The organism is Stenotrophomonas sp. 96582_Sma (genome assembly GCF_056480905.1).
Genome location: NZ_CM151122.1, coordinates 3,558,447 through 3,575,599, shown reverse-complemented (window position 1 = coordinate 3,575,599; position 17,153 = coordinate 3,558,447). Strand labels below are relative to the sequence as shown.

Sequence of the window (17,153 nt, the reverse complement as noted above, 5' to 3'; positions counted from 1 at the left end):
TTCAACCGCCGCGCAGGTTGCCCAGGCGCGGGGTGCTGCGGCCCAGCGGCATCTTCAGCTTGCCGATCGACAGGATGCGGCTTTCGGCGATGCGGTCGGCGGCACGCTGCGGCGCGATGTTCTCGCGCTGCGACAGTTCGAAGATGCGGGTGAGGTTGTGGTAGATGCTGCGGATCAGGCGCATTGCGCGTTCGCGGTTGTAACCGTCGATCTCCAGCGACACGTTCATCACGCCACCGGCGTTGACTGCATAGTCCGGCGCATACAGGATGCCGCGCGCATGCAGCTCGTCGCCGATCTCCAGGCTCGACAGCTGGTTGTTGGCGGTGCCGCAGATGATCTTCGCCTTGATCCGCGGCAGCGTGTCGGCGTTGATCGCACCTTCCAGCGCGCACGGTGCGAACACGTCGGCGTTCACCTCGTGGATCTCATCCGGCTTGACTGCTTCGGCGCCGAAATCGCTGACCGCGCGATCAACCAGCGCGCTGTCCAGGTCGGTGACGTACAGCTTGGCACCGCGGTCGCGCAGCAGCTTCACCAGTTCCATGCCGATGTGGCCCAGGCCCTGCACGGCGATGCTGGTCTTGCCCACTTCCTCATGGCCGAACTTGAAGCGCATCGACGCCATCAGTGCCTGCAGCGCACCGTAGGCGGTGAACGGGGCGGGATCGCCGGAGCCACCATGGACCTGGTGCACGCCTGTCACGAACTGGCTTTCCAGGTAGATGTTCTCCATGTCGTTGACGTCGGTTCCGACGTCCTCGGCGGTGATGTAGCGCCCGCCCAGGGAATCGACATAGCGGCCGAAGGCACGGAACAGCACCTCGGTCTTGTCCACTTTGGGGTCGCCGATGATCACCGCCTTGCCGCCACCCACGTTGAGGCCGGCCAGTGCATTCTTGTAGGTCATCGTCCGGCTCAGCCGCAGCGCATCGGCCAGCGCCTCTTCGGTGCTGGCATAGGGGCGCATGCGCACGCCGCCCAGGGCCGGGCCGAGGGTGGTGTTGTGGATGGCGATGATCGCCTTCAGGCCGGCGTCGTGGTTGTGGCAGAACACCACCTGTTCGTGGCCGGTGGTGGCGAGGGTTTCGAATAGCATGGCGTCTCCGATGGCGCGATCAGCGGCGAACTGCAGCGAACGGCCAGTGAACGGTAGGGTCCCAAAACAAAAAAAGCGACGTCGTCGGTGCAGGGGGACGGGTCGCGCGGCGCCATTCTAGTCCATTCCCCCGGCCGGTGCCGTCGACATCGGTGGCCTTCCGGTTAAAGAAGATGAAAGTTCGGCCGATGCTGCGACGACGGCGGGTGGCCGGATTCGCGTGAAGAGGCAGGGCGGTCAGTGACGGCAAGGGCACCACAACGACAGGGCGGGCGGCGATGACGCCGGCCTGGTGGCGATCACTGCGTGGCTGGCTGGCGCGTTCGACCGGGACGGCACCGTCCCGGTTGGCGGCGGCGTCGCGGCAGGCGGTGGCGGCGGCTGCGGCCAGCCTGCAGGGCGAGGCTCTGCCCTCGGCCGAGATCGCTGCACATCTGCAGCGTGGCCTGCATGCACTGGCCCTGTACCCGCGCCTGGCCGGTGAATCCACGGCGGTGCAGGCCGCGGGGTTGGGCGAGGCGGTGGCGCGCGCGCTGCAGGACCGGGACTGGGCGGCCCGTCAGCTGCCGCGCCGCCCGCAACTGCTGCCGCAGCTGATCCAGACGGTCAACGACGATGCTGCGTCGGCGCGGGTGATGGCGGCGATCATCGGCCAGGACCCGGTGCTGACCGGCAACCTGCTGCGCATCGCCAACAGCCCGGCCTACAAGGTGCACGAGCGCCCGGTGGAAAGCCTGCAGCGGGCGGTGACGCTGGTCGGTACCGAAGGCGTGCGACAGATCATCAGCGCAGTTCTGGTGCAGCCGGTGATGCAGGTGCAGTGCGAGGTGTTTCCGCAGTTCAGCACGATCATCTGGGAGCACGCACTGCTGGCCTCGCGCGCAGCCGCTGACCACGCGCGCACGGTCACTTTCGGCGATGCCTTCGCCGCCCAGTGGCTGGGCCTGGTACAGGGGCTGGGGGCCGCGCTGGTGATGCGCCAGCTGCTGCAGGAAGCGCAGGCACGAGATGAAACGGTGGAACCGGCGCTGGCGCTGCAGCTGCTCCAACAGTGGTCGCTGCCGTTGGCGCAACGCGTGGCTGCGGCCTGGGAGCTGCCCGAGCCGGTGCACCAGGCGCTGGCGCCCGAGGCGGATGGCCCGCTGGCCGACAGCCTGCGCCTGGCCAGCGCGGCCGCAGCGGCCAGCCTGCTGTGCCGGCACGGACATGCCAGCCAGAGCCGCATGCTGGCCCTGCTTGAACAGTTGCCTTCGGCGCCGCCGCATGCCCTGCGCTGGATCTGGCGGCGCCTGCATGGGCGCAGCGTGGAAACACGGGATGACGCCGGACAGGAAGAGGCGGGTCCTGCGCCCTGAGCGCTACAGCTGCGATTCCACCGGCAGCCAGCTGATCACCCGCGCGGTCCAGCGCTTGCCCAGGCTGGCCCCGGGTTCGGCCTCCACCCAGTGCGGCGGTGGCTGCCGCTCCAGCCAGCGCAGGTCATCATCGCGCCCCAGCGCCAGCCACCAGCTGTGCTGCGGACCGGCCAGGCGCAGGTACTCGTCGCGCAGCTGTGCACCGAGCGCCGGGTCATCGAACAGCACGCCCATTTCGGTATTGAGGTAGGCCGAACGCGGGTCGAGGTTGAACGAACCGACGAAACCGCGGCGGTCATCGACCACGAATGCCTTGGTGTGCAGGCTGGCGCCGCTGCTGCCGAACAGGCTGGCATCCAGCTGGCCGTGTGCCTTCAGTTCGTACAGCTGCACGCCGGCCCTCAGCAGCGGCACCCGGTAGCCCATGTAGCCGCCGTGTACCGCTGCCACATCGTTGGCGGCCAGTGAGTTGGTCACCACGCCCACCTGCGCGCCGCGTGCGGCCAGCGCCGACAGCGCCTCGACCCCCTCGTTGCCGGGCACGAAGTAGGGCGAGATCAACAGCGCACTGCGCCGCGTGCTGCGCAACTCGTCGCTGAGACGGCTGACCAGCCAGCCGCGGCGATCGTCATCGCGGTGCTTCATCGGCGGATCGGAAGCGATGCGCACGTTCGCGCTCCAGTGCAGCGGTTCCGGGCTGGGCCGCTGCAGCGCGCGCGACTCGGCCACGCGTTGCAGGTAGGGCTGTGCCTTGGCATGCATGGCATCCAGGTCCGACTGCCGTACCAGCTGCTGCAACTGTGCATCGGTATACGAGGCCAGTGCGGAAATCGGGATCGCCGTGCTGCTGTTCCAGTAGTCGTCGAAGATCTGGTTGGCCTGCTGCACGGCGGGGCCGGCCACCACCAGATCCAGGTCCTGGAAGTTCACATCGTCGCGCGCGCTGAAGTATTCCTCGCCGATGTTGCGGCCACCGACGATCGCGATGCGGCCGTCGGCGATCCAGCTCTTGTTGTGCATGCGGTGGTTCACGCTGAAAGCGCGTTGCACCAGCTCCAGCGTGCGCGCGATGCCGCTGCGGTTGCGGAACGGGTTGTACAGGCGGATCTCGATGTTCGGATGCGCATCGAGTGCCATCATCAGCGCGTCCTTGTCCTTGGCGTTCATGTCGTCAAGCAGGATGCGCACGCGCACGCCGCGCTCGGCGGCGTCGTACAGCGCCTTGGCCATCAGATGGCCGATCAGGTCGTCGTGCCAGATGTAGTACTGCAGGTCCAGGCTGCGGCCTGCTTGCGCGGTGATCATCGCGCGCGCGGCGAAGGCGTCCATGCCATCACTGAGGAACGCCACGCCGGACTGCCCGGGGTGTGCGTCCTGCAGCGGCACGATCTGCTGGTCGATGCGGGTCTGCGCCGGCTGCAGTGGCAGCACATGCGAAGGTGCGCCCTGTGCCTGCGGGGTGAGGTGGTCGGCCAGCAGCAGCCCGGACAGGACCAGCAGCAACAGCGCGGCGAGGATGATCGCAGCGACGCGCAGCAGGCGTCGCCACAGGGGCTTGGGCAGGCTCATGCCCCGATGGTAGATCCACGCCGTGCGTGGATGAAAGCCAATAGACCCGCTGCAGTAGATCCACGCCATGCGTGGATGGCAGGGATTTCGCGGTCAGAAGCGCTCGTCGCTGCCCAGATAACGCCACTGCCCCGCAGGCAGCGGTCCCAGTGCCACGCGGCCAATCCGCAGCCGACGCACGGCCGCGACCTGCAGGCCGGCAGCGGTGACCGCCACGCGCAGGCCCTTGGCCGTCAGGCCCTTGCCGGCGAAGCGCAGGCGCTGCTCGCTCTGCCAGCTGACCTTGGCGCCGCCCGATTCCTGCTGCAGCCGCGCCATCAGCCACGGGCCGCGCTCGGGACCGCCTTCGGCCACTTCGATCAGGTATTCCTGTTCGGTGCGGCCCAGATTGCGCTGCAGATGGGCCAGCGTGGCCGGGTCCTGGCTGACCACCACCAGGCCGCTGTCGCTGGCCGGAAGCGAGGCGGCCAGCTGCAGGCCGTGGAAGTGACGCTGAAGCGGACGGATGTCGCTGGCATCAAGTTCGCTGCGGCTGTCACTGCTGACCAGCGCGCACAGGGTTTCAGCGGCAACGCCTGCCGGCTTGTGCAGCAGCATGCCGACCCGCTCAGCCTTTTCATCACTGGCCTGCTCGGCCACGACGATCACCGCGCTGTCATCGACCGGGCGCTGCGGCTGCTCTACCACCTCGCCATTGACGCTGACCCAGCCGCCTTCGATGTAGCGCCGCGCTTCACCGCGCGGGATGCCGAGCAGGGCGGACAGGCGTTTGTCGAGACGGATCGGTTCCATGGCGGAAAGGTCAGGCAGGGGGCGCGCAGTGTAGCCGCTGCGGCCGGTCAGCGCTGGCCGCGGTTGGCCAGCTCGGTCAGGTACAGGCGGGTATCGAACTCCAGCTGCAGGTACTCCGGCTCCATGTGCTGGCACAGCTGGTAGAAGGCCTTGTTGTGATCGGCTTCCTTCAGGTGGGCCAGTTCATGCACCACGATCATGCGCAGGAACGCCGCTGGTGCCTGGCGGAACACGGTGGCGATGCGGATCTCGCGGCTGGCCCTGAGGCGGCCGCCGTGCACGCGGGAGATGGCGGTATGGGTGCCCAGCGCATGCTTGATCACTTCCAGCGTGTTGTCGTAGCAGACCTTGTTGAGCGGCACCGACTTGCGCAGGTAGCGGTCCTTCAGCTCCTGCGTGTAGTCGTACAGCTGGCGGTCGCTGCGCACCTCGTGCGGATCGGGATAGCGCTGCTGCAGCCAGGGGCCGAGCTTGCCCTGCGCCAGTAGTTCACTGACCTGGGCGACCAGGGGTTCGGGATAGCCGGTGAGGTACTTCAGGACTGCCATGCAGGGGCGGCGGGGCGTCGGTAGAATGGGGCATCCAAGATTACACGCGGTACGCATCGACCATGGCAAAGCCCAACGCGCTGCAGGAACAATTGCTCAAGGCCGGCCTGGCCAAGAAGTCGCAGGCCAGCGCTGCCGCGAGCGCGCAGGCCAAGGCCCGGCAGGGCAAGGCCGAATCGACCTCGGCCGATGTCCAGCGCGAGGCTGAACGGGCCCGCGCCGAGAAGGTCGAGCGCGACCGCGCACTGGCCGCCGAGCGCAATGCCCAGGCCAGGCAGGCTGAACAGAAGGCCCAGGCCCGGCAGATCATCACGGCCCATGCCGTGCCTCACAAGGGCGACGACGAGTACCGCTTCAGCGATGGCGCGGCGATCCGCACCCTGCTGATCGACCCCAAGCTGCGCAAGGCGCTGTCGGTGGGCGTGCTGGTCATCGTTGCCCACGGCGAGGGCTACGCCCTGCTGCCGCGCGCCGCTGCCGAAAAAGTGCGTGAACGCGCCCCGGAGGCGATCATCGTCGACCACGGCCAGCCGGGCTCGACCGCCGAGATCTCCACCGGCAATGCCGAGGACGACGCCTACTACGCGCAGTTCCAGGTGCCGGACGACCTGGTCTGGTAAGCCAAAAAGGGGACGGAGGGGATTAAGTCGCAAATGGCCTGCTCCGGCCCGTCTGCCTTCTGCTCAGCTTGCTGAAGGCCTGCCGGTCATGGCTCGGCGCTACCGTTTGCTGCGCGGTGTATCGTCCCCATATCAGGCGACACACCTGCGGAGGATGGCCATGGCCACCGGTTGGGCGGGAGACGGCGCGGTCCAAGACCAGATCGACGCCACCGTCGACGATGCGATCGCCCGCGCGCGGCGCCAGCTGCGCGAGGGGCCTGGTCTGGAACATTGTGAGGAATGCGACGCGCCGATCCCGTTGGCGCGGCGCCAGGCCGTGCCCGGGGTACGGCTGTGCGTGGCGTGCCAGCAGGCGCATGACGACGAAGCGCAGGCGCATGCCGGCTACAACCGGCGTGGCAGCAAGGACAGCCAGTTGAGGTAAAGGTTGTTCGGCAGGGCTTGCAGCTCTGCACCTGCCGAAGCCTTCAAGCCAAGGCAACTTCAACGTCAAAAGCGGGCATTCCGCAGGTAGGCGGGACGGTGTGGGTAGGCAGGACACGCCGTAAACCCCCCTCCGGGGTCCGGCCCAGCCGCTGGCGGCTGGGCGTTCGGGCGCTTGCGAAGCAGTGCTTCGCAAGCAAAGCGCCCTCACCCATGGGGGCTCGATGGCGCCATCCATGGCGCCAACGGTCCTGCCTACCCACACCGTCCCGCCTCTGACAGATTTCCGCGGCTGTAGGTAGGCGTCGACTTTGGTCGACACATCTGTCAGATATCGAATGAGTCATCCACGCATGGCGTGGATCTACCGTGTCGACCCAGGTCGACACCCACCAGGGCAATGCGTCGTTCCGACAGCTCGCGGAAATCTGTCGAAGGCGGTGTGGGTCCGGTTGAGGGGGCGTGAGCCGCATGGGCCCGAGGCATGCCTCGGGCGGGTTGGGCAGGACGCCCAACCCCGGTCTTGCCGTGTGCGCAGGAACGCGCACACGAGCAAGCGGCGACCGAGCTTACATGGGTGAGGGCGCTTTGCTTGCGAAGCACTGCTTCGCAAGCGCCCGAACGCACAGCCGCCAGCGGCTGGGCCGGGCCCCGGAGGGGGGACTTGCAGCGTCTCCCTCAACCGGACCCACCCAGCCATCCCGCAGGAAGCCAGCTTTTGCCGTTGCTTCGGCTGTTGCTGTTGCTCCAGCTCGTAGCAGGTGCAGGGCGCAGCCCTGCCGAAAACCACCCTCAGCCGTCGCCCTGGATGCCGCCGGGGGCCTGCGCCGGGTCGCGCCAGCGGCGCACCGTGCGCTGGAAGAACAGGTTGTTCGGCAGCTGCAGCACCGTGCCCTCGTGGCCGTCGCCGGTTTCCTGCAGCGTGGTGTAGATCAGGTTCACGTCGATCACCCGGCCCTTCAGGCCCGGCTTCTCGCCGTTTTCCAGCACCTCGATGTAGTCGTGCAGGCGGAACGGGCGGGTGGTGAAGATCAGCAGCGTGCAGAAGATGTTGGACAGCACGCTCCACGCCGCGAAGAAGGCCACCGCGCCCACGGCTGCAAAGCCGGTGAACGCGGTCCACAGCACCGACGGCTTCGCGCCGAGCAGGCTGAGGATGTACAGCAGGGCACTGAAATAGACCACGAAACTGGTGATCCGGCGCGCGCCCATCACCATTTCCGGCGGCAGCGTGTAGTGCTCGGCGAAGCGGCGGATCAGGCGACGGGCGAGCACGCGCAGGAGCCATGCGACCAGCAGCACCAGTACGATCTGCAGTGCGACGCCGGCGTAGTTCAACCACGGGTGGGTCCAGGCGGGCAGGTGATCCTTCAGCGACAACATCATGGGGCGAAAACAGGCGGCGGGAACGGCCCCTGATGTTACCCGGCGCGTGCGGGGGATTCGACCGCCGGGTTCCAGGCCACGCACACCAGTTCCTGGCGGTGCTGCTGCAGGCAGGCGCGGCCATTGTCGGGACGCAGCTGCAGTGACAGGCCCAGCGCCTGCAGCAGGACACAGGCGGTGATCACCAGCAGGGCGGCGCAGGATGGGCTGGACATGGCAGGACTCCTGGACGGCAATTTCGCGAAGGACCTTTCATGGATGCAGCAGCCACCCAAAAGGTTGCATGCCATCGATCATCGATCGGCTCTAAACCTTTTCCCGGGTCGCCGCATCCAAGCGATATGCTCGACACCACCATGCCCGCGCCGCCTGCCGCCAACGACGCCGTCGATGAACCCGCCCTGGTGCGGGCGGCGGCCGCCGGTGACACCGCTGCCTATGAACTGCTGTACCGGCGCCACGCGCCCCGTGTATTCGCTGTGCTGTGGCGGTTGTGTGGCGGCCAGCAGGCACGCGCCGAGGACGCGCTGCAGGAAGCGTTCCTGCAGGCGTGGAAGGCGCTGCCGGGCTTCCGTTTCGAGAGCAGCCTGTCGACCTGGCTGCACCGGCTGGGCGTCAACGCGGCACTGATGGAGCTGCGCGGACGTGCGGGCGGGCAGGATCACGACAGCCTCGACGAAGTGGACGGAGGGTTGCAGGAGCTGGCAGTGCACGATCGTTGCGCCGGCACCGAACGCGACCTCGAACGGGCACTGTCGACACTGCCGCCACGGGCACGTGCGGTACTGGTACTGCACGACATCGAAGGCTGGAAACACCAGGAAATCGCCGAACAGCTGCAGATGGCCGTCGGCAGTTCCAAGGCACAGTTGCATCGTGCGCGCGGCCTGTTGCGCGCACGGCTGGGAGACATGACATGAGTACACACGACCACGATTCCGACCACGATCTGCTGGCCCGGCTGCGCGCGCTGCCGACCGAACGCGGCGTACCCACCGATGGCTGGGCACGCCTGTCGGCGCAGCTGCCGCCGCGTGAACCGCAGGCGGCACCTGCGCCGGGCGACAACGTGGTGGCCCTGCCAGCGCGCTCGCGGCGTCGCTGGTGGCTGCCGGTCGGTGCGGCATTGGCGGCCAGCCTGGCGCTCTACGCGGTGGCACCGTGGCGGCATGCGCAGCCGGAGGTGCCGGTACCTTCAGCGCTGCAGCTGCAGGCGGCGGCGATGACCGAGCAGTACCAGCAGGCCGTCGCTTCGCTGCCCGATGGACGGGCGCCGGAATGGCAGCCGGCGCTGCACGAACTGGATGAAAGCGCAGCGCAGATCCGTGCCGCCTTGGCGCAGGACCCACGTGCGCCGCACCTGCTTGGCCAGCTCAAGCGCACCTACGCGCTGCGGCTGGAACTGACCCGGCAGGCGGCCTATGCCGCCGAGTCCGGCTTGACGACCTGAGGAGACCCCCATGACCCGAACCCTGATTTCCTGCTGTGTCGCGCTGCTGCTGGCCCCTGCCGTGGCGCTGGCCGACACCCGCATCGACGAGCGCCACACCCTGGCCGCGGGCGGTCGCATCGAGCTGAGCAATGTGGCCGGCAAGGTGACCGTGCGTGGCTGGGACCGCAATGACGTGCAGCTCACCGGCACGCTCAGCGACGGCCTGCAGCTGCGTCAGGAGAAAAGTGCCAACCGTGTGCGCTGGGAGATCGAATACCCGCGCCGCAGCAGCAATGGTGGCGCGACGCTGGTACTGAACGTGCCGCGCTCGGTGGAGCTGCTGCTGAGCACGGTCAGCGCCAGCCAGGACATCAGTGGCATCGATGTGCGACGGCTGCAGGCCGACACGGTCAGCGGCAGCCTGAGCGCGGCTGGCCGCAGTGGCGACAGCAAGCTCAACACGGTCAGTGGCAGCGTCAGCGCACGCCTGCAGACGCCGAAGCTGGACGTGAACACGGTCAGTGGCCGGATCGAGGCCGGCGGCGGCGTGTCCGGTGATATCGGTGCGCAGACGGTGTCCGGCCGGGTCGAGGTGGACGCCGGGCGCGTGCAGCGGCTGGCGGTGGAGACCGTCTCGGGCAGCATCGATCTGGCAGCGGCCGGGTTGGCTCCCGGCGGCCGCATCAACGTCGAATCGGTCAGTGCCTCGGTCACGCTGAGCCTGCCGCGCACGGTGTCGGCACAGCTGTCGGTGAACAGCTTCAGTGGTTCGATCAACAGTGACGCCGGGCAGGTGGAGCGGCCGCGCTATGGGCCGGGCAGCCACCTCGATACGCGTCTGGGCGGCGGTGATGGTGACATCCGCATCCAGTCGCATTCGGGCAGTGTGCGGGTACGCCTGGACCGCTGAACGCGATCCGGCAGGCCGCGGCGGCAGCGCCGCCGCGGTCGGTACTGGGTCAGCTGGCTTTCTTCAGCGCCCAGGTGGTGCCGAGGACTTCGATCTTGCCACCGGCCTTGCGGAACGCTGCCAGGTCCGAAGCGATCGAATCGCTGCTGACCACAGTGCTGGCGGCCGCGCCCTTGCGTTCGCTGCGGATGCTGTTGCTGGCCTTCGCGGGGGTCTTTGCCTTGCGGGGCATGGTTGCTCCTGTCAGGTGGAAGGGGAGGAAAGCGCCCAGGCATCGGCCTGGCGCAGGTAGTCCTGCCGCTCGCGGCGGCAGTCATCGCCGCCCATCGAAAACTGGCGGCAGATCGCCGGGCGCTGCGAATAGATCGTGCAGCGCAGGTGATAGGGATCGATCGCCGCGCACCAGCCTTCCTCGTTGCGCGCCATCACGGCACGGCCGTGGGTGTCGCGTGACAGGAACTGGCCGGGCACGTGGTCGCCGGGCTGCAGCAGCACGGGCAGCCGGCAACAGACCGCGTCACAACGGCGGCAGTCGATGGGTGCAGGTGCTGCGTCAGGTTGTAAGGCCACAGGGGCCTGGCGGGTGCCCAAAGCGGGTCTCGATGGCGGCTCAGGTGCTGCGCGGACCATGAACGAGCCAGGAAGGCATGGCCGCTAGGCCCGCGGGGCGGGCCAGGCTGCACTGTGGACACACACCGGCGTGGCCGGCGGAAGGTGCAGCGTGGTTCTAGCCGACCAAGAGTAACTTAGACCGCGTAACGTTTTGTTAATCCTGGCTGGCTGCCGCCAGCGCAAGGCCCTGGACCACGCCCAGCGAGGGCTCGCCGTGGACCATGCGGGCCCCCGGGAAGGCCTCGGCTACGGCCTGGCGCAGGTAGCCGGCACGGGACATGCCACCGGTCAGGAACACCGCGTCCGGGTCGCCGCCGATGTCGCTGCGGACCTGGGCCAGCAGCTCGCGGATCTGCTCCAGGTAGCCATGGGCGGCGGCGGCCAGGCCGTCGGCGCTGCTGTCGGCATGCAGGTCGCGGGCGATGTAGTCCAGCGTGCTGCGGTGTTCGCTGGCGGCACTGAGGGCAATCTTGGCGCGTTCGACATCGCGGTACAGGCGGGCGGTGTTGCCGGTGTCCTGCAGGGCCTGCAGGCGCGCGCCCCACGGTTCGTCGACGTGGTCGTATTTGTGCTGGCGGAAGTCGCGCTGGCGCGTCATGTCCTGCACGGTGGCGGCTTCCACATAGTGGTGGGCGGGCACGCGGGTGATGCCGCGGCCGAACAGCGGCATGTAGCTGGACAGGCTCAGCGCCAGATCGATGTCGGTACCGCCACGGGCGATACCCCAGGCGCGGTGGATGCGCGGCGCAGCATCGCCACCAACCTCGGCGTGGGCGATATCGGTGGTACCGCCGCCGATGTCAACGATCACCGCCTGGTGCCGCTCGCGGCTTTCGGCGTGGTAATGCATGGCCGCCGCGGCCGGTTCCTCGAGGAAATCGATCTGGTCGAAACCGGCCTGGGTGGCGGCTTCGCGCAGGATGTCCAGTGCCTGATCGTTGCCGGCCGCGCCGATCGAGCTGCGGAACTGCACCGGGCGGCCGAGCAGGGCGGCACGCAGCGGCTGGCCAAGCTGGGCGCTGGCGGTCAGGCGGATGTGCTCGAGGATGTGCGCGGCGATGCCGGTGATGGTCTGCTTCGCGCGCGGGTGCAGGTTGTAGCCCAGCATCGACTTCGGGCTCTGCACCAGGTTGCCTTCGTGTTCCTCGAAATAGGCTTCCAGCGCGTCGTCGCCGTAGACCGCGTTCTGCAGCAGGTCGCTGGCGCTGCGCTCCTTGCCGGCGCGGGCTTCCATCCATTCCCGGCGCAGTGCGCGCAGGGCTTCGCGGCGCAGCGCCTGCGGCGTGCGTTCCTGGCCGGCGGCGCGGGCCGCGCGCGCGGCGCTGTCGATCATCTGCTGCAGCTCGTGTTCCTGGCCGGCGTCGAGCTGGAAGTCGTCCGGGTCGGGCACCACGCCAGGGAAGTACACGCTGGTACGGAACTGCTCGGCGTCGCCGAAGCGGATCGGCAGCAGTTTCCCCTCATGCACGATGGCGGCGGCGGAGTTGCTGGTACCGAAGTCGATGCCGAGGCGCATGGGGAGTTCCGGGGGCGATCAGGGGCCGCGCACTCTGCTGCAGTTCGTCGCCGACTGCAAGTTCCTGCGGCCTTCTGTTCTGGGTGGGGGTTCCGGATCGGGTCATGCGAGCCGCCGGGCGTTGGCCGGAAAAGGGCAGGGAGCCAGGCGGTTACAATGGCGGCTGTTGATTCACTTTGAGGTACTTGCTGATGTCTTCTGCCCCCGCCTGCCCGCAGTGCACCCTGGAAAACACCTACGCCGATGGTGCGCTGTGGATCTGCGCCGACTGCGGTTTCGAATGGACCGCCGAGGAAAGCGCCGGTTCCACCCTGGTCGTGCGTGACAGCAACGGCAACACCCTGCAGGCCGGCGACACCGTCACCGTGATCAAGGACCTGAAGGTCAAAGGCTCCTCGATCCCGCTCAAGCAGGGCACCGTGATCCGCAACATCCGCCTGGTCGAGGATGACGCCGAGCACATCGAAGGCAACTCGGACAAGATCAAGGGCCTGGTCCTGAAGACCTGCTTCCTCAAGAAGGCCTGATCGCCTTCAGCGCTTGGCCTGCTGCTGCGCGCGCCAGCGGGCCAGGCTGTCCAGCTTGGCCTGGTAGCGCGCCTGCTCCGGCGCGCCCCCCAGTTCCTGTGCACGCAGCAGTTCGCGATCGGCGCGCTTGAGCTGGCCAGCCAGGAAATAGACGCGTGCCAGCCCGAAGTGGAACTGATGCGCGGTGTCATACAGGCGCACGGCCTGCCGGTAATAGCGAATCGCCTGGTCCAGCTGGCCGGCACGTTCGGCCTTGGCGCCGAACATGTACTGCGCGAACGGGTCTTCGCGCTGCACCGACTTCAACCGGCGCTCAAGTGACTGTGCCTGCGCGGTCAAGCCCAGGCTGCGGAACAGCGCGGAGGCATTGGTCAGTGCGGCATCCTGGCGGCCTTCCAGCTGCAGCGATCGGTCCAGCGCCTGCCGCGCCGCCTCGTTGTTGCCTTCGCGGTGGTCGAGCACGCCGAGGTTGTTCCACACCGGAGCGAACCCGCTGTCCTGAGCCAGGGACGCGTCGAAGAATGCACGCGCGCCGACGAAATCACCGTCGGCGAGGCGCTCCGCACCCCGGTTGTTGTAGAAATGCGCCAACGCCCGCGCACGGCTGACGGGAACCGGCCCGCGGCGGTCATAGAGCACATTGCGGTCCAGATCGACGGTACCGAAGCGCCCACCGACGTCGACACCGGCGTTGACGTGGCCGACGCTGTAGACCACGCCCGCATCTTGGTCCTGGTACCAGGACACCACCTGCCCGACTTCCTGCACGCGGGCCTGGATGCCAGCCTCCCGCGCAAGCGTCACGAACAGCAGGGTGAAGGCCAGGCAGTTGGCGCGGCGGTGCTGCCAGATATCGCTGACGGTGTAGGTCGCATTGGCGTCGTACTGCAGGTCCAGCCCGTGCTGGTCGAAGATCATCTCCACGAGCGCCTGCAGCCGCTGGTCGCGGGAGTAGCTGCGCTGGATCACCTGCTTCTGGAGCATCGCGCGCAGGTCCGCGGGAATGGCGAACACTTCTTCCGGGGTCGGCACACGTGCGGCCGACACGGTGATGGTCGGGGTCGTCACCACATCGGCGGGCGGTGCCTGGCCTGCGCCGAAGGCAGGAGCACAGAAGGCCAGCAGCGAAAGAGTGAGGCAATGGGCGGCAGAACGGTACATGACGGTTCCCGGCAGCGGCGGGCGCTCCCGCCTGTGGCGAGTGTATGCCCATGGATGTCCGGCTGCAGCGACCGTTGGTCGGCGCCGCGTTCATCCACAACCGGTGTGGACCAGCGCTCGACAAAGCTGTGGACAACTGGCTCCGGGCCCCGCCCGGCAAGCGTTGTGAGTGCGTGGTGAAAAAACCGCCAGCTTGCCCGGCGCCGGCACAGGCGGGATGATCCGGTCATGGACTTCTCACCGCTGACGCTTGCCCCGGCGCAGTGGCAGGCGCTGCAGGACAGCTATGCAACGCCGCCACGGGCCTACCACCACTTCGGCCATGTGCGCGCGGTGCTGCAGCACTGCCAGGAGGTCGCCGATGGCCCCGGCTGGAAGCAGCCGGCCGAGATCTATCTGGCCGTGCTCTATCACGATGCGATCTACCAGGCGGGGCGCAAGGACAACGAGGCGCGTTCGGCGCAGCTGGCTCTGCAGGCGATCGCACAGGCGCCAGAGCTTGCCACTGTCGACGCCGCTCGCGTGGAGCAATTGATCCTGCTGACCGCCCGCCACGGCGCGCTTGGTCCAGAGGATGTGGATGCCGAGGCGGCGCTGTTCCTGGACTGCGACATGGCCATCCTGGCCGCGCCGGAGCCGGTGTTCGCTGCCTATGACCGTGGCGTGGCCGAAGAATACAAAGGGGTGGTGCCGGGCTTCCTGTACCGTGCCGGCCGTCGCCGCTTCCTGCAGGGCCTGCTGCGCGCTCCTCGGATCTTCCTCAGCGGGTTCTTCCACCAGCGCCTGGACGCGGCCGCCCGTGACAACCTGCGACGTCAGCTGGGTGGTTGAGCCGGCCCGGTACACTGGTGACCTGTTTCCAATGATTGCCGTTTCCGACCGTGTCCGTCCCTGATCCCGATCCCCGCCCGCTGCCACCGGAAGAACCCGGCCCCAACGAGTGCTGCGGCAGTGGTTGCCCACTGTGTGTGCTGGACCTGTATTCCGATGAGCTGCAGCGCTACCGCAAGGCGCTGGCCGAGTGGAAGACGCGGCATCCAGAGGCCGCACCATGAGTCGTGCACGCCCGGCGGCGGTGCTGGCGCTGGTGGCACTGGTGCTGTTCGTGGCCACCGCGCTGTGGACTCAGGTCGCGCGCAGTGATCTGGACTGGGTGCGGGCGACCTTGAGCCTGTACCTGCACGGGCCGTGGGGGCTGGCATTGCGCGCTGCCTACTGCCTGCTGGCGTTGGCCATTGCGGCGCTTGGCATTGCGCTGTATCGAGGCAGCATCGGCCCGCGGCGCAGTGCGGCCGCACCATTGCTGTTCACGGTTTCCGCGCTGGGCCTGGCGACGGTCGCCATCGGCGACAGCTGGCTGCCTGAAGCAACACCGCTGCTGGCACCGTTCATCCATGGGCTGGCAGCCAACACGGCGTTCCTGTGTGCCAGCGTCGGCATGCTGCTGCAGGCCTGGTATCTGCGCCGCGAACCGGGTTGGCAGTCCGCTGCGGGCCTGCTCTGGGGCTGGGCATGGCTGGCCTTTGTGCTGCTGTGGCTGCATGTGCTGTGGCGTGGTGGACCACCGCGTGGGCTGGGACAGAAAGTGGTGATCGCGGTGATCGTTGGCTGGCTGCTGTATCTGGCGATGGCGCTGTACCGTCGCAGCCGTCGGGCCGCGGCCCACTGAATCCCCAACGGCCTGCGCCGGTACGTGCCGTGCACGCGGCGGCGGCGTATCGTGTGCGCATTCCATCGGGGATGCGATATGAAGCGTGCAGGGCTGGGCAGGGCAATGGGGGTGGTACTGGCGCTGGCCGCGCTGCCGGCAACGGCGGCCGTGACCCCGCAGCAGTTCAGCCATGGGCGGTTCGAGCAGATTCCGGTGCACATGCCATCCGGCACGCCGCAACGGGTGGTGATCTGGTTCCACGAACCCACGGCCGGTGGTGACACCAGCCGCCTGCCGATCGAGGCCCTGCGTGCCGATGGCGCGCTGGTCGCGGCAGTGGACATTGCGCACCTGCGCGGTGTGCTCAAGCGCGAGGGGGACCCGACCTGTTCGTTCGGTTCCGGTGACGTCGAGAATTTCTCACGTTGGCTGCAGGCCTCGCTGCATCTGCCCGGCTACCACCTGCCGCTGGTCGGCGGTGATGGCGAAGGTGCCGAGATGGCCTATTCGCTGGCAGCGCAGGCCGATACCCAGGTGTTCGCCGGCGTACTGACCACCGGCTTCTGCCCGGACCACAACCACCAGCGCATGGTCTGCGGCGATGGTGTGAAGCACGACAGGCTGCAGCCGGCTGAACTGAATTTTCCGTGGTTGAGCGCGGCCGGTGACCGCGGCTGCAAGGTCGGCCAGGCCAGCGCGTTCGTGCAGCAGGTCGCGATGGCTCGCGAGTTCAAGCGCACCGCGCGCGGTGATGCGTCACCGGGCCTGGTGGCTGCGGCACGGGTGATCGGCGCGCAGGCCGGCGTCAGCCTGGCACCGCCGCCTGCTGCACTGAAGGGCCTGCCCGTGGTGGAAATGCCGGCGACCGGCAGCGGCGATACGCTGGCGGTGTTCGTCTCCGGTGACGGTGGCTGGGCTGGCCTGGACAAGAACGTGGCGTCGTCACTCAACGAGCATGGCGTGGCGGTCGTCGGCATCGATTCGCTGCGCTACTTCTGGAGCGAGCGCACACCGAAGGGCTTTGCGGGCGACCTGCAGAAGATCATCGACCACTACCGCCAGCAATGGCACCGCGACAAGGTGATGTTGATCGGTTTCTCGCAGGGCGCCGACGTGCTGCCGGCCACCATCAACCAGCTCGACGTCGGCACCCGTGAGGCGCTGGAGCGCATCGTGCTGCTGTCGGTGGGCAGGAAGGCCGACTTCGAATTCCATGTCAGCAACTGGCTGGGCGGTGGCGGCGACGGCCTGCCGATCGCACCGGAAGTGGCCAGGCTGCCGGCGGAAAAAACGCTGTGCGTGTACGGCGACAAGGATGAGGACGCGCTGTGCCCGGACCTGCCGGCCAATGACGGCGTGAGGAAGGTGAAGCTGCCGGGCGATCACCATTTCGGTGGCGACTACGACCGCCTCGCCGAAGTGATCCTGAAGGGCGGGGTGTAGCGTTTGGTAGACGCCGATCTTGGTCGGCGCTGGGGCTGAAGGCGCCGCGGGATGAGCGTGTCGACCAAGGTCGACACCTACCGGGTGGCAGGTAGCGCCGGGCCAT

At 68.0% G+C, this 17,153-nt stretch carries 21 protein-coding genes; 11 read left to right on the top strand and 10 right to left on the bottom strand.

The window, feature by feature from the left end; translation table 11 throughout:
• Position 1 precedes the first annotated feature (1 nt).
• A complete protein-coding gene (locus tag ACZK2R_RS16785) occupies positions 2-1,099 on the bottom strand; it encodes a Glu/Leu/Phe/Val dehydrogenase dimerization domain-containing protein (protein ID WP_125895918.1) in 1,098 nt (365 codons plus the stop codon).
• 278 nt (positions 1,100-1,377) lie between these two features.
• Between ACZK2R_RS16785 and ACZK2R_RS16780 the strand changes: the two genes are divergently transcribed.
• Complete coding sequence (locus ACZK2R_RS16780; protein ID WP_032129353.1) at positions 1,378-2,454, top strand: HDOD domain-containing protein; 1,077 nt, start codon at positions 1,378-1,380, stop codon at positions 2,452-2,454.
• A 3-nt stretch (positions 2,455-2,457) separates the two neighbouring features.
• Here ACZK2R_RS16780 and ACZK2R_RS16775 read toward each other — a convergent pair whose 3' ends face one another.
• The 3 genes from ACZK2R_RS16775 to ACZK2R_RS16765 all read right to left on the bottom strand — a co-directional run bounded on the left by ACZK2R_RS16775 (position 2,458) and on the right by ACZK2R_RS16765 (position 5,363).
• Positions 2,458-4,023 (bottom strand): phospholipase D family protein, encoded by a 1,566-nt coding sequence (locus ACZK2R_RS16775; RefSeq protein ID WP_125895920.1) that lies wholly within the window; start codon positions 4,021-4,023, stop codon positions 2,458-2,460.
• Positions 4,024-4,116: 93 nt separating this feature from the next.
• Positions 4,117-4,815, bottom strand: a complete 699-nt coding sequence (locus tag ACZK2R_RS16770; RefSeq protein ID WP_180838496.1) for an RNA pseudouridine synthase — start codon at positions 4,813-4,815, stop codon at positions 4,117-4,119.
• A 47-nt stretch (positions 4,816-4,862) separates the two neighbouring features.
• The gene (locus tag ACZK2R_RS16765; RefSeq protein WP_049421271.1) at positions 4,863-5,363 is read right to left on the bottom strand and encodes a M48 family metallopeptidase; all 501 of its coding nucleotides are present in this window, start codon (positions 5,361-5,363) and stop codon (positions 4,863-4,865) included.
• Between the two features lie 62 nt (positions 5,364-5,425).
• Here ACZK2R_RS16765 and ACZK2R_RS16760 point away from each other — a divergent pair, with 62 nt between their 5' ends.
• Together ACZK2R_RS16760 and ACZK2R_RS16755 are read left to right on the top strand one after the other, a co-directional pair.
• Entirely contained in the window at positions 5,426-5,983 is a 558-nt protein-coding gene (locus ACZK2R_RS16760; protein ID WP_032129357.1) for a DUF2058 domain-containing protein, read from the top strand.
• A 160-nt stretch (positions 5,984-6,143) separates the two neighbouring features.
• Complete coding sequence (locus tag ACZK2R_RS16755) at positions 6,144-6,410, top strand: DksA/TraR family C4-type zinc finger protein (RefSeq protein ID WP_032129365.1); 267 nt, start codon at positions 6,144-6,146, stop codon at positions 6,408-6,410.
• 791 nt (positions 6,411-7,201) lie between these two features.
• Here the strand turns inward: ACZK2R_RS16755 and ACZK2R_RS16750 are convergent.
• Positions 7,202-7,795: a mechanosensitive ion channel family protein gene (locus ACZK2R_RS16750; RefSeq protein ID WP_080291803.1), complete on the bottom strand. Its 594-nt coding sequence runs from the start codon at positions 7,793-7,795 to the stop codon at positions 7,202-7,204.
• A 35-nt stretch (positions 7,796-7,830) separates the two neighbouring features.
• Entirely contained in the window at positions 7,831-8,010 is a 180-nt protein-coding gene (locus tag ACZK2R_RS16745; protein ID WP_049398314.1) for a hypothetical protein, read from the bottom strand.
• A gap of 126 nt (positions 8,011-8,136) precedes the next feature.
• On the opposite strand from ACZK2R_RS16745, the gene ACZK2R_RS16740 reads away from it, so the two are divergent.
• From ACZK2R_RS16740 to ACZK2R_RS16730, 3 genes are read left to right on the top strand one after another with little or no spacing between them, the layout of a single operon-like run.
• A complete protein-coding gene (locus ACZK2R_RS16740) occupies positions 8,137-8,715 on the top strand; it encodes an RNA polymerase sigma factor (protein ID WP_032129359.1) in 579 nt (192 codons plus the stop codon).
• Positions 8,712-9,245, top strand: a complete 534-nt coding sequence (locus tag ACZK2R_RS16735; RefSeq protein WP_032129360.1) for a hypothetical protein — start codon at positions 8,712-8,714, stop codon at positions 9,243-9,245. The genes ACZK2R_RS16740 and ACZK2R_RS16735 overlap by 4 nt, the downstream gene beginning before the upstream one ends.
• A 10-nt stretch (positions 9,246-9,255) precedes the next feature.
• On the top strand, positions 9,256-10,137 hold the full coding sequence (locus tag ACZK2R_RS16730) for a DUF4097 family beta strand repeat-containing protein (RefSeq protein WP_032129361.1): 882 nt from the start codon (positions 9,256-9,258) through the stop codon (positions 10,135-10,137).
• A 49-nt stretch (positions 10,138-10,186) separates the two neighbouring features.
• Here ACZK2R_RS16730 and ACZK2R_RS16725 read toward each other — a convergent pair whose 3' ends face one another.
• The 3 genes from ACZK2R_RS16725 to ACZK2R_RS16715 form a co-directional block, all read right to left on the bottom strand.
• Positions 10,187-10,369 (bottom strand): hypothetical protein, encoded by a 183-nt coding sequence (locus ACZK2R_RS16725; RefSeq protein WP_005410566.1) that lies wholly within the window; start codon positions 10,367-10,369, stop codon positions 10,187-10,189.
• Between the two features lie 11 nt (positions 10,370-10,380).
• Entirely contained in the window at positions 10,381-10,632 is a 252-nt protein-coding gene (locus ACZK2R_RS16720) for a YkgJ family cysteine cluster protein (protein WP_005410565.1), read from the bottom strand.
• A gap of 271 nt (positions 10,633-10,903) precedes the next feature.
• Positions 10,904-12,265 (bottom strand): Hsp70 family protein, encoded by a 1,362-nt coding sequence (locus tag ACZK2R_RS16715; protein WP_032129362.1) that lies wholly within the window; start codon positions 12,263-12,265, stop codon positions 10,904-10,906.
• A 191-nt stretch (positions 12,266-12,456) separates the two neighbouring features.
• Here ACZK2R_RS16715 and ACZK2R_RS16710 point away from each other — a divergent pair, with 191 nt between their 5' ends.
• Complete coding sequence (locus tag ACZK2R_RS16710; RefSeq protein WP_010482882.1) at positions 12,457-12,792, top strand: zinc ribbon domain-containing protein YjdM; 336 nt, start codon at positions 12,457-12,459, stop codon at positions 12,790-12,792.
• A gap of 6 nt (positions 12,793-12,798) precedes the next feature.
• Here the strand turns inward: ACZK2R_RS16710 and ACZK2R_RS16705 are convergent, their stop codons facing one another.
• Positions 12,799-13,953, bottom strand: a complete 1,155-nt coding sequence (locus tag ACZK2R_RS16705; protein WP_032129363.1) for a tetratricopeptide repeat protein — start codon at positions 13,951-13,953, stop codon at positions 12,799-12,801.
• A gap of 228 nt (positions 13,954-14,181) precedes the next feature.
• Here ACZK2R_RS16705 and ACZK2R_RS16700 point away from each other — a divergent pair, with 228 nt between their 5' ends.
• The 4 genes from ACZK2R_RS16700 to ACZK2R_RS16685 all read left to right on the top strand — a co-directional run bounded on the left by ACZK2R_RS16700 (position 14,182) and on the right by ACZK2R_RS16685 (position 17,047).
• Positions 14,182-14,784 (top strand): HD domain-containing protein, encoded by a 603-nt coding sequence (locus ACZK2R_RS16700; RefSeq protein WP_180838495.1) that lies wholly within the window; start codon positions 14,182-14,184, stop codon positions 14,782-14,784.
• Positions 14,785-14,834: 50 nt separating this feature from the next.
• On the top strand, positions 14,835-15,008 hold the full coding sequence (locus ACZK2R_RS16695) for an oxidoreductase-like domain-containing protein (RefSeq protein WP_049398321.1): 174 nt from the start codon (positions 14,835-14,837) through the stop codon (positions 15,006-15,008).
• A complete protein-coding gene (locus tag ACZK2R_RS16690; protein ID WP_032130397.1) occupies positions 15,005-15,622 on the top strand; it encodes a DUF998 domain-containing protein in 618 nt (205 codons plus the stop codon). Before ACZK2R_RS16695 ends, ACZK2R_RS16690 begins: the two co-directional genes overlap by 4 nt.
• A gap of 78 nt (positions 15,623-15,700) precedes the next feature.
• On the top strand, positions 15,701-17,047 hold the full coding sequence (locus ACZK2R_RS16685; RefSeq protein WP_275943022.1) for a virulence factor family protein: 1,347 nt from the start codon (positions 15,701-15,703) through the stop codon (positions 17,045-17,047).
• Positions 17,048-17,153: the final 106 nt, after the last annotated feature.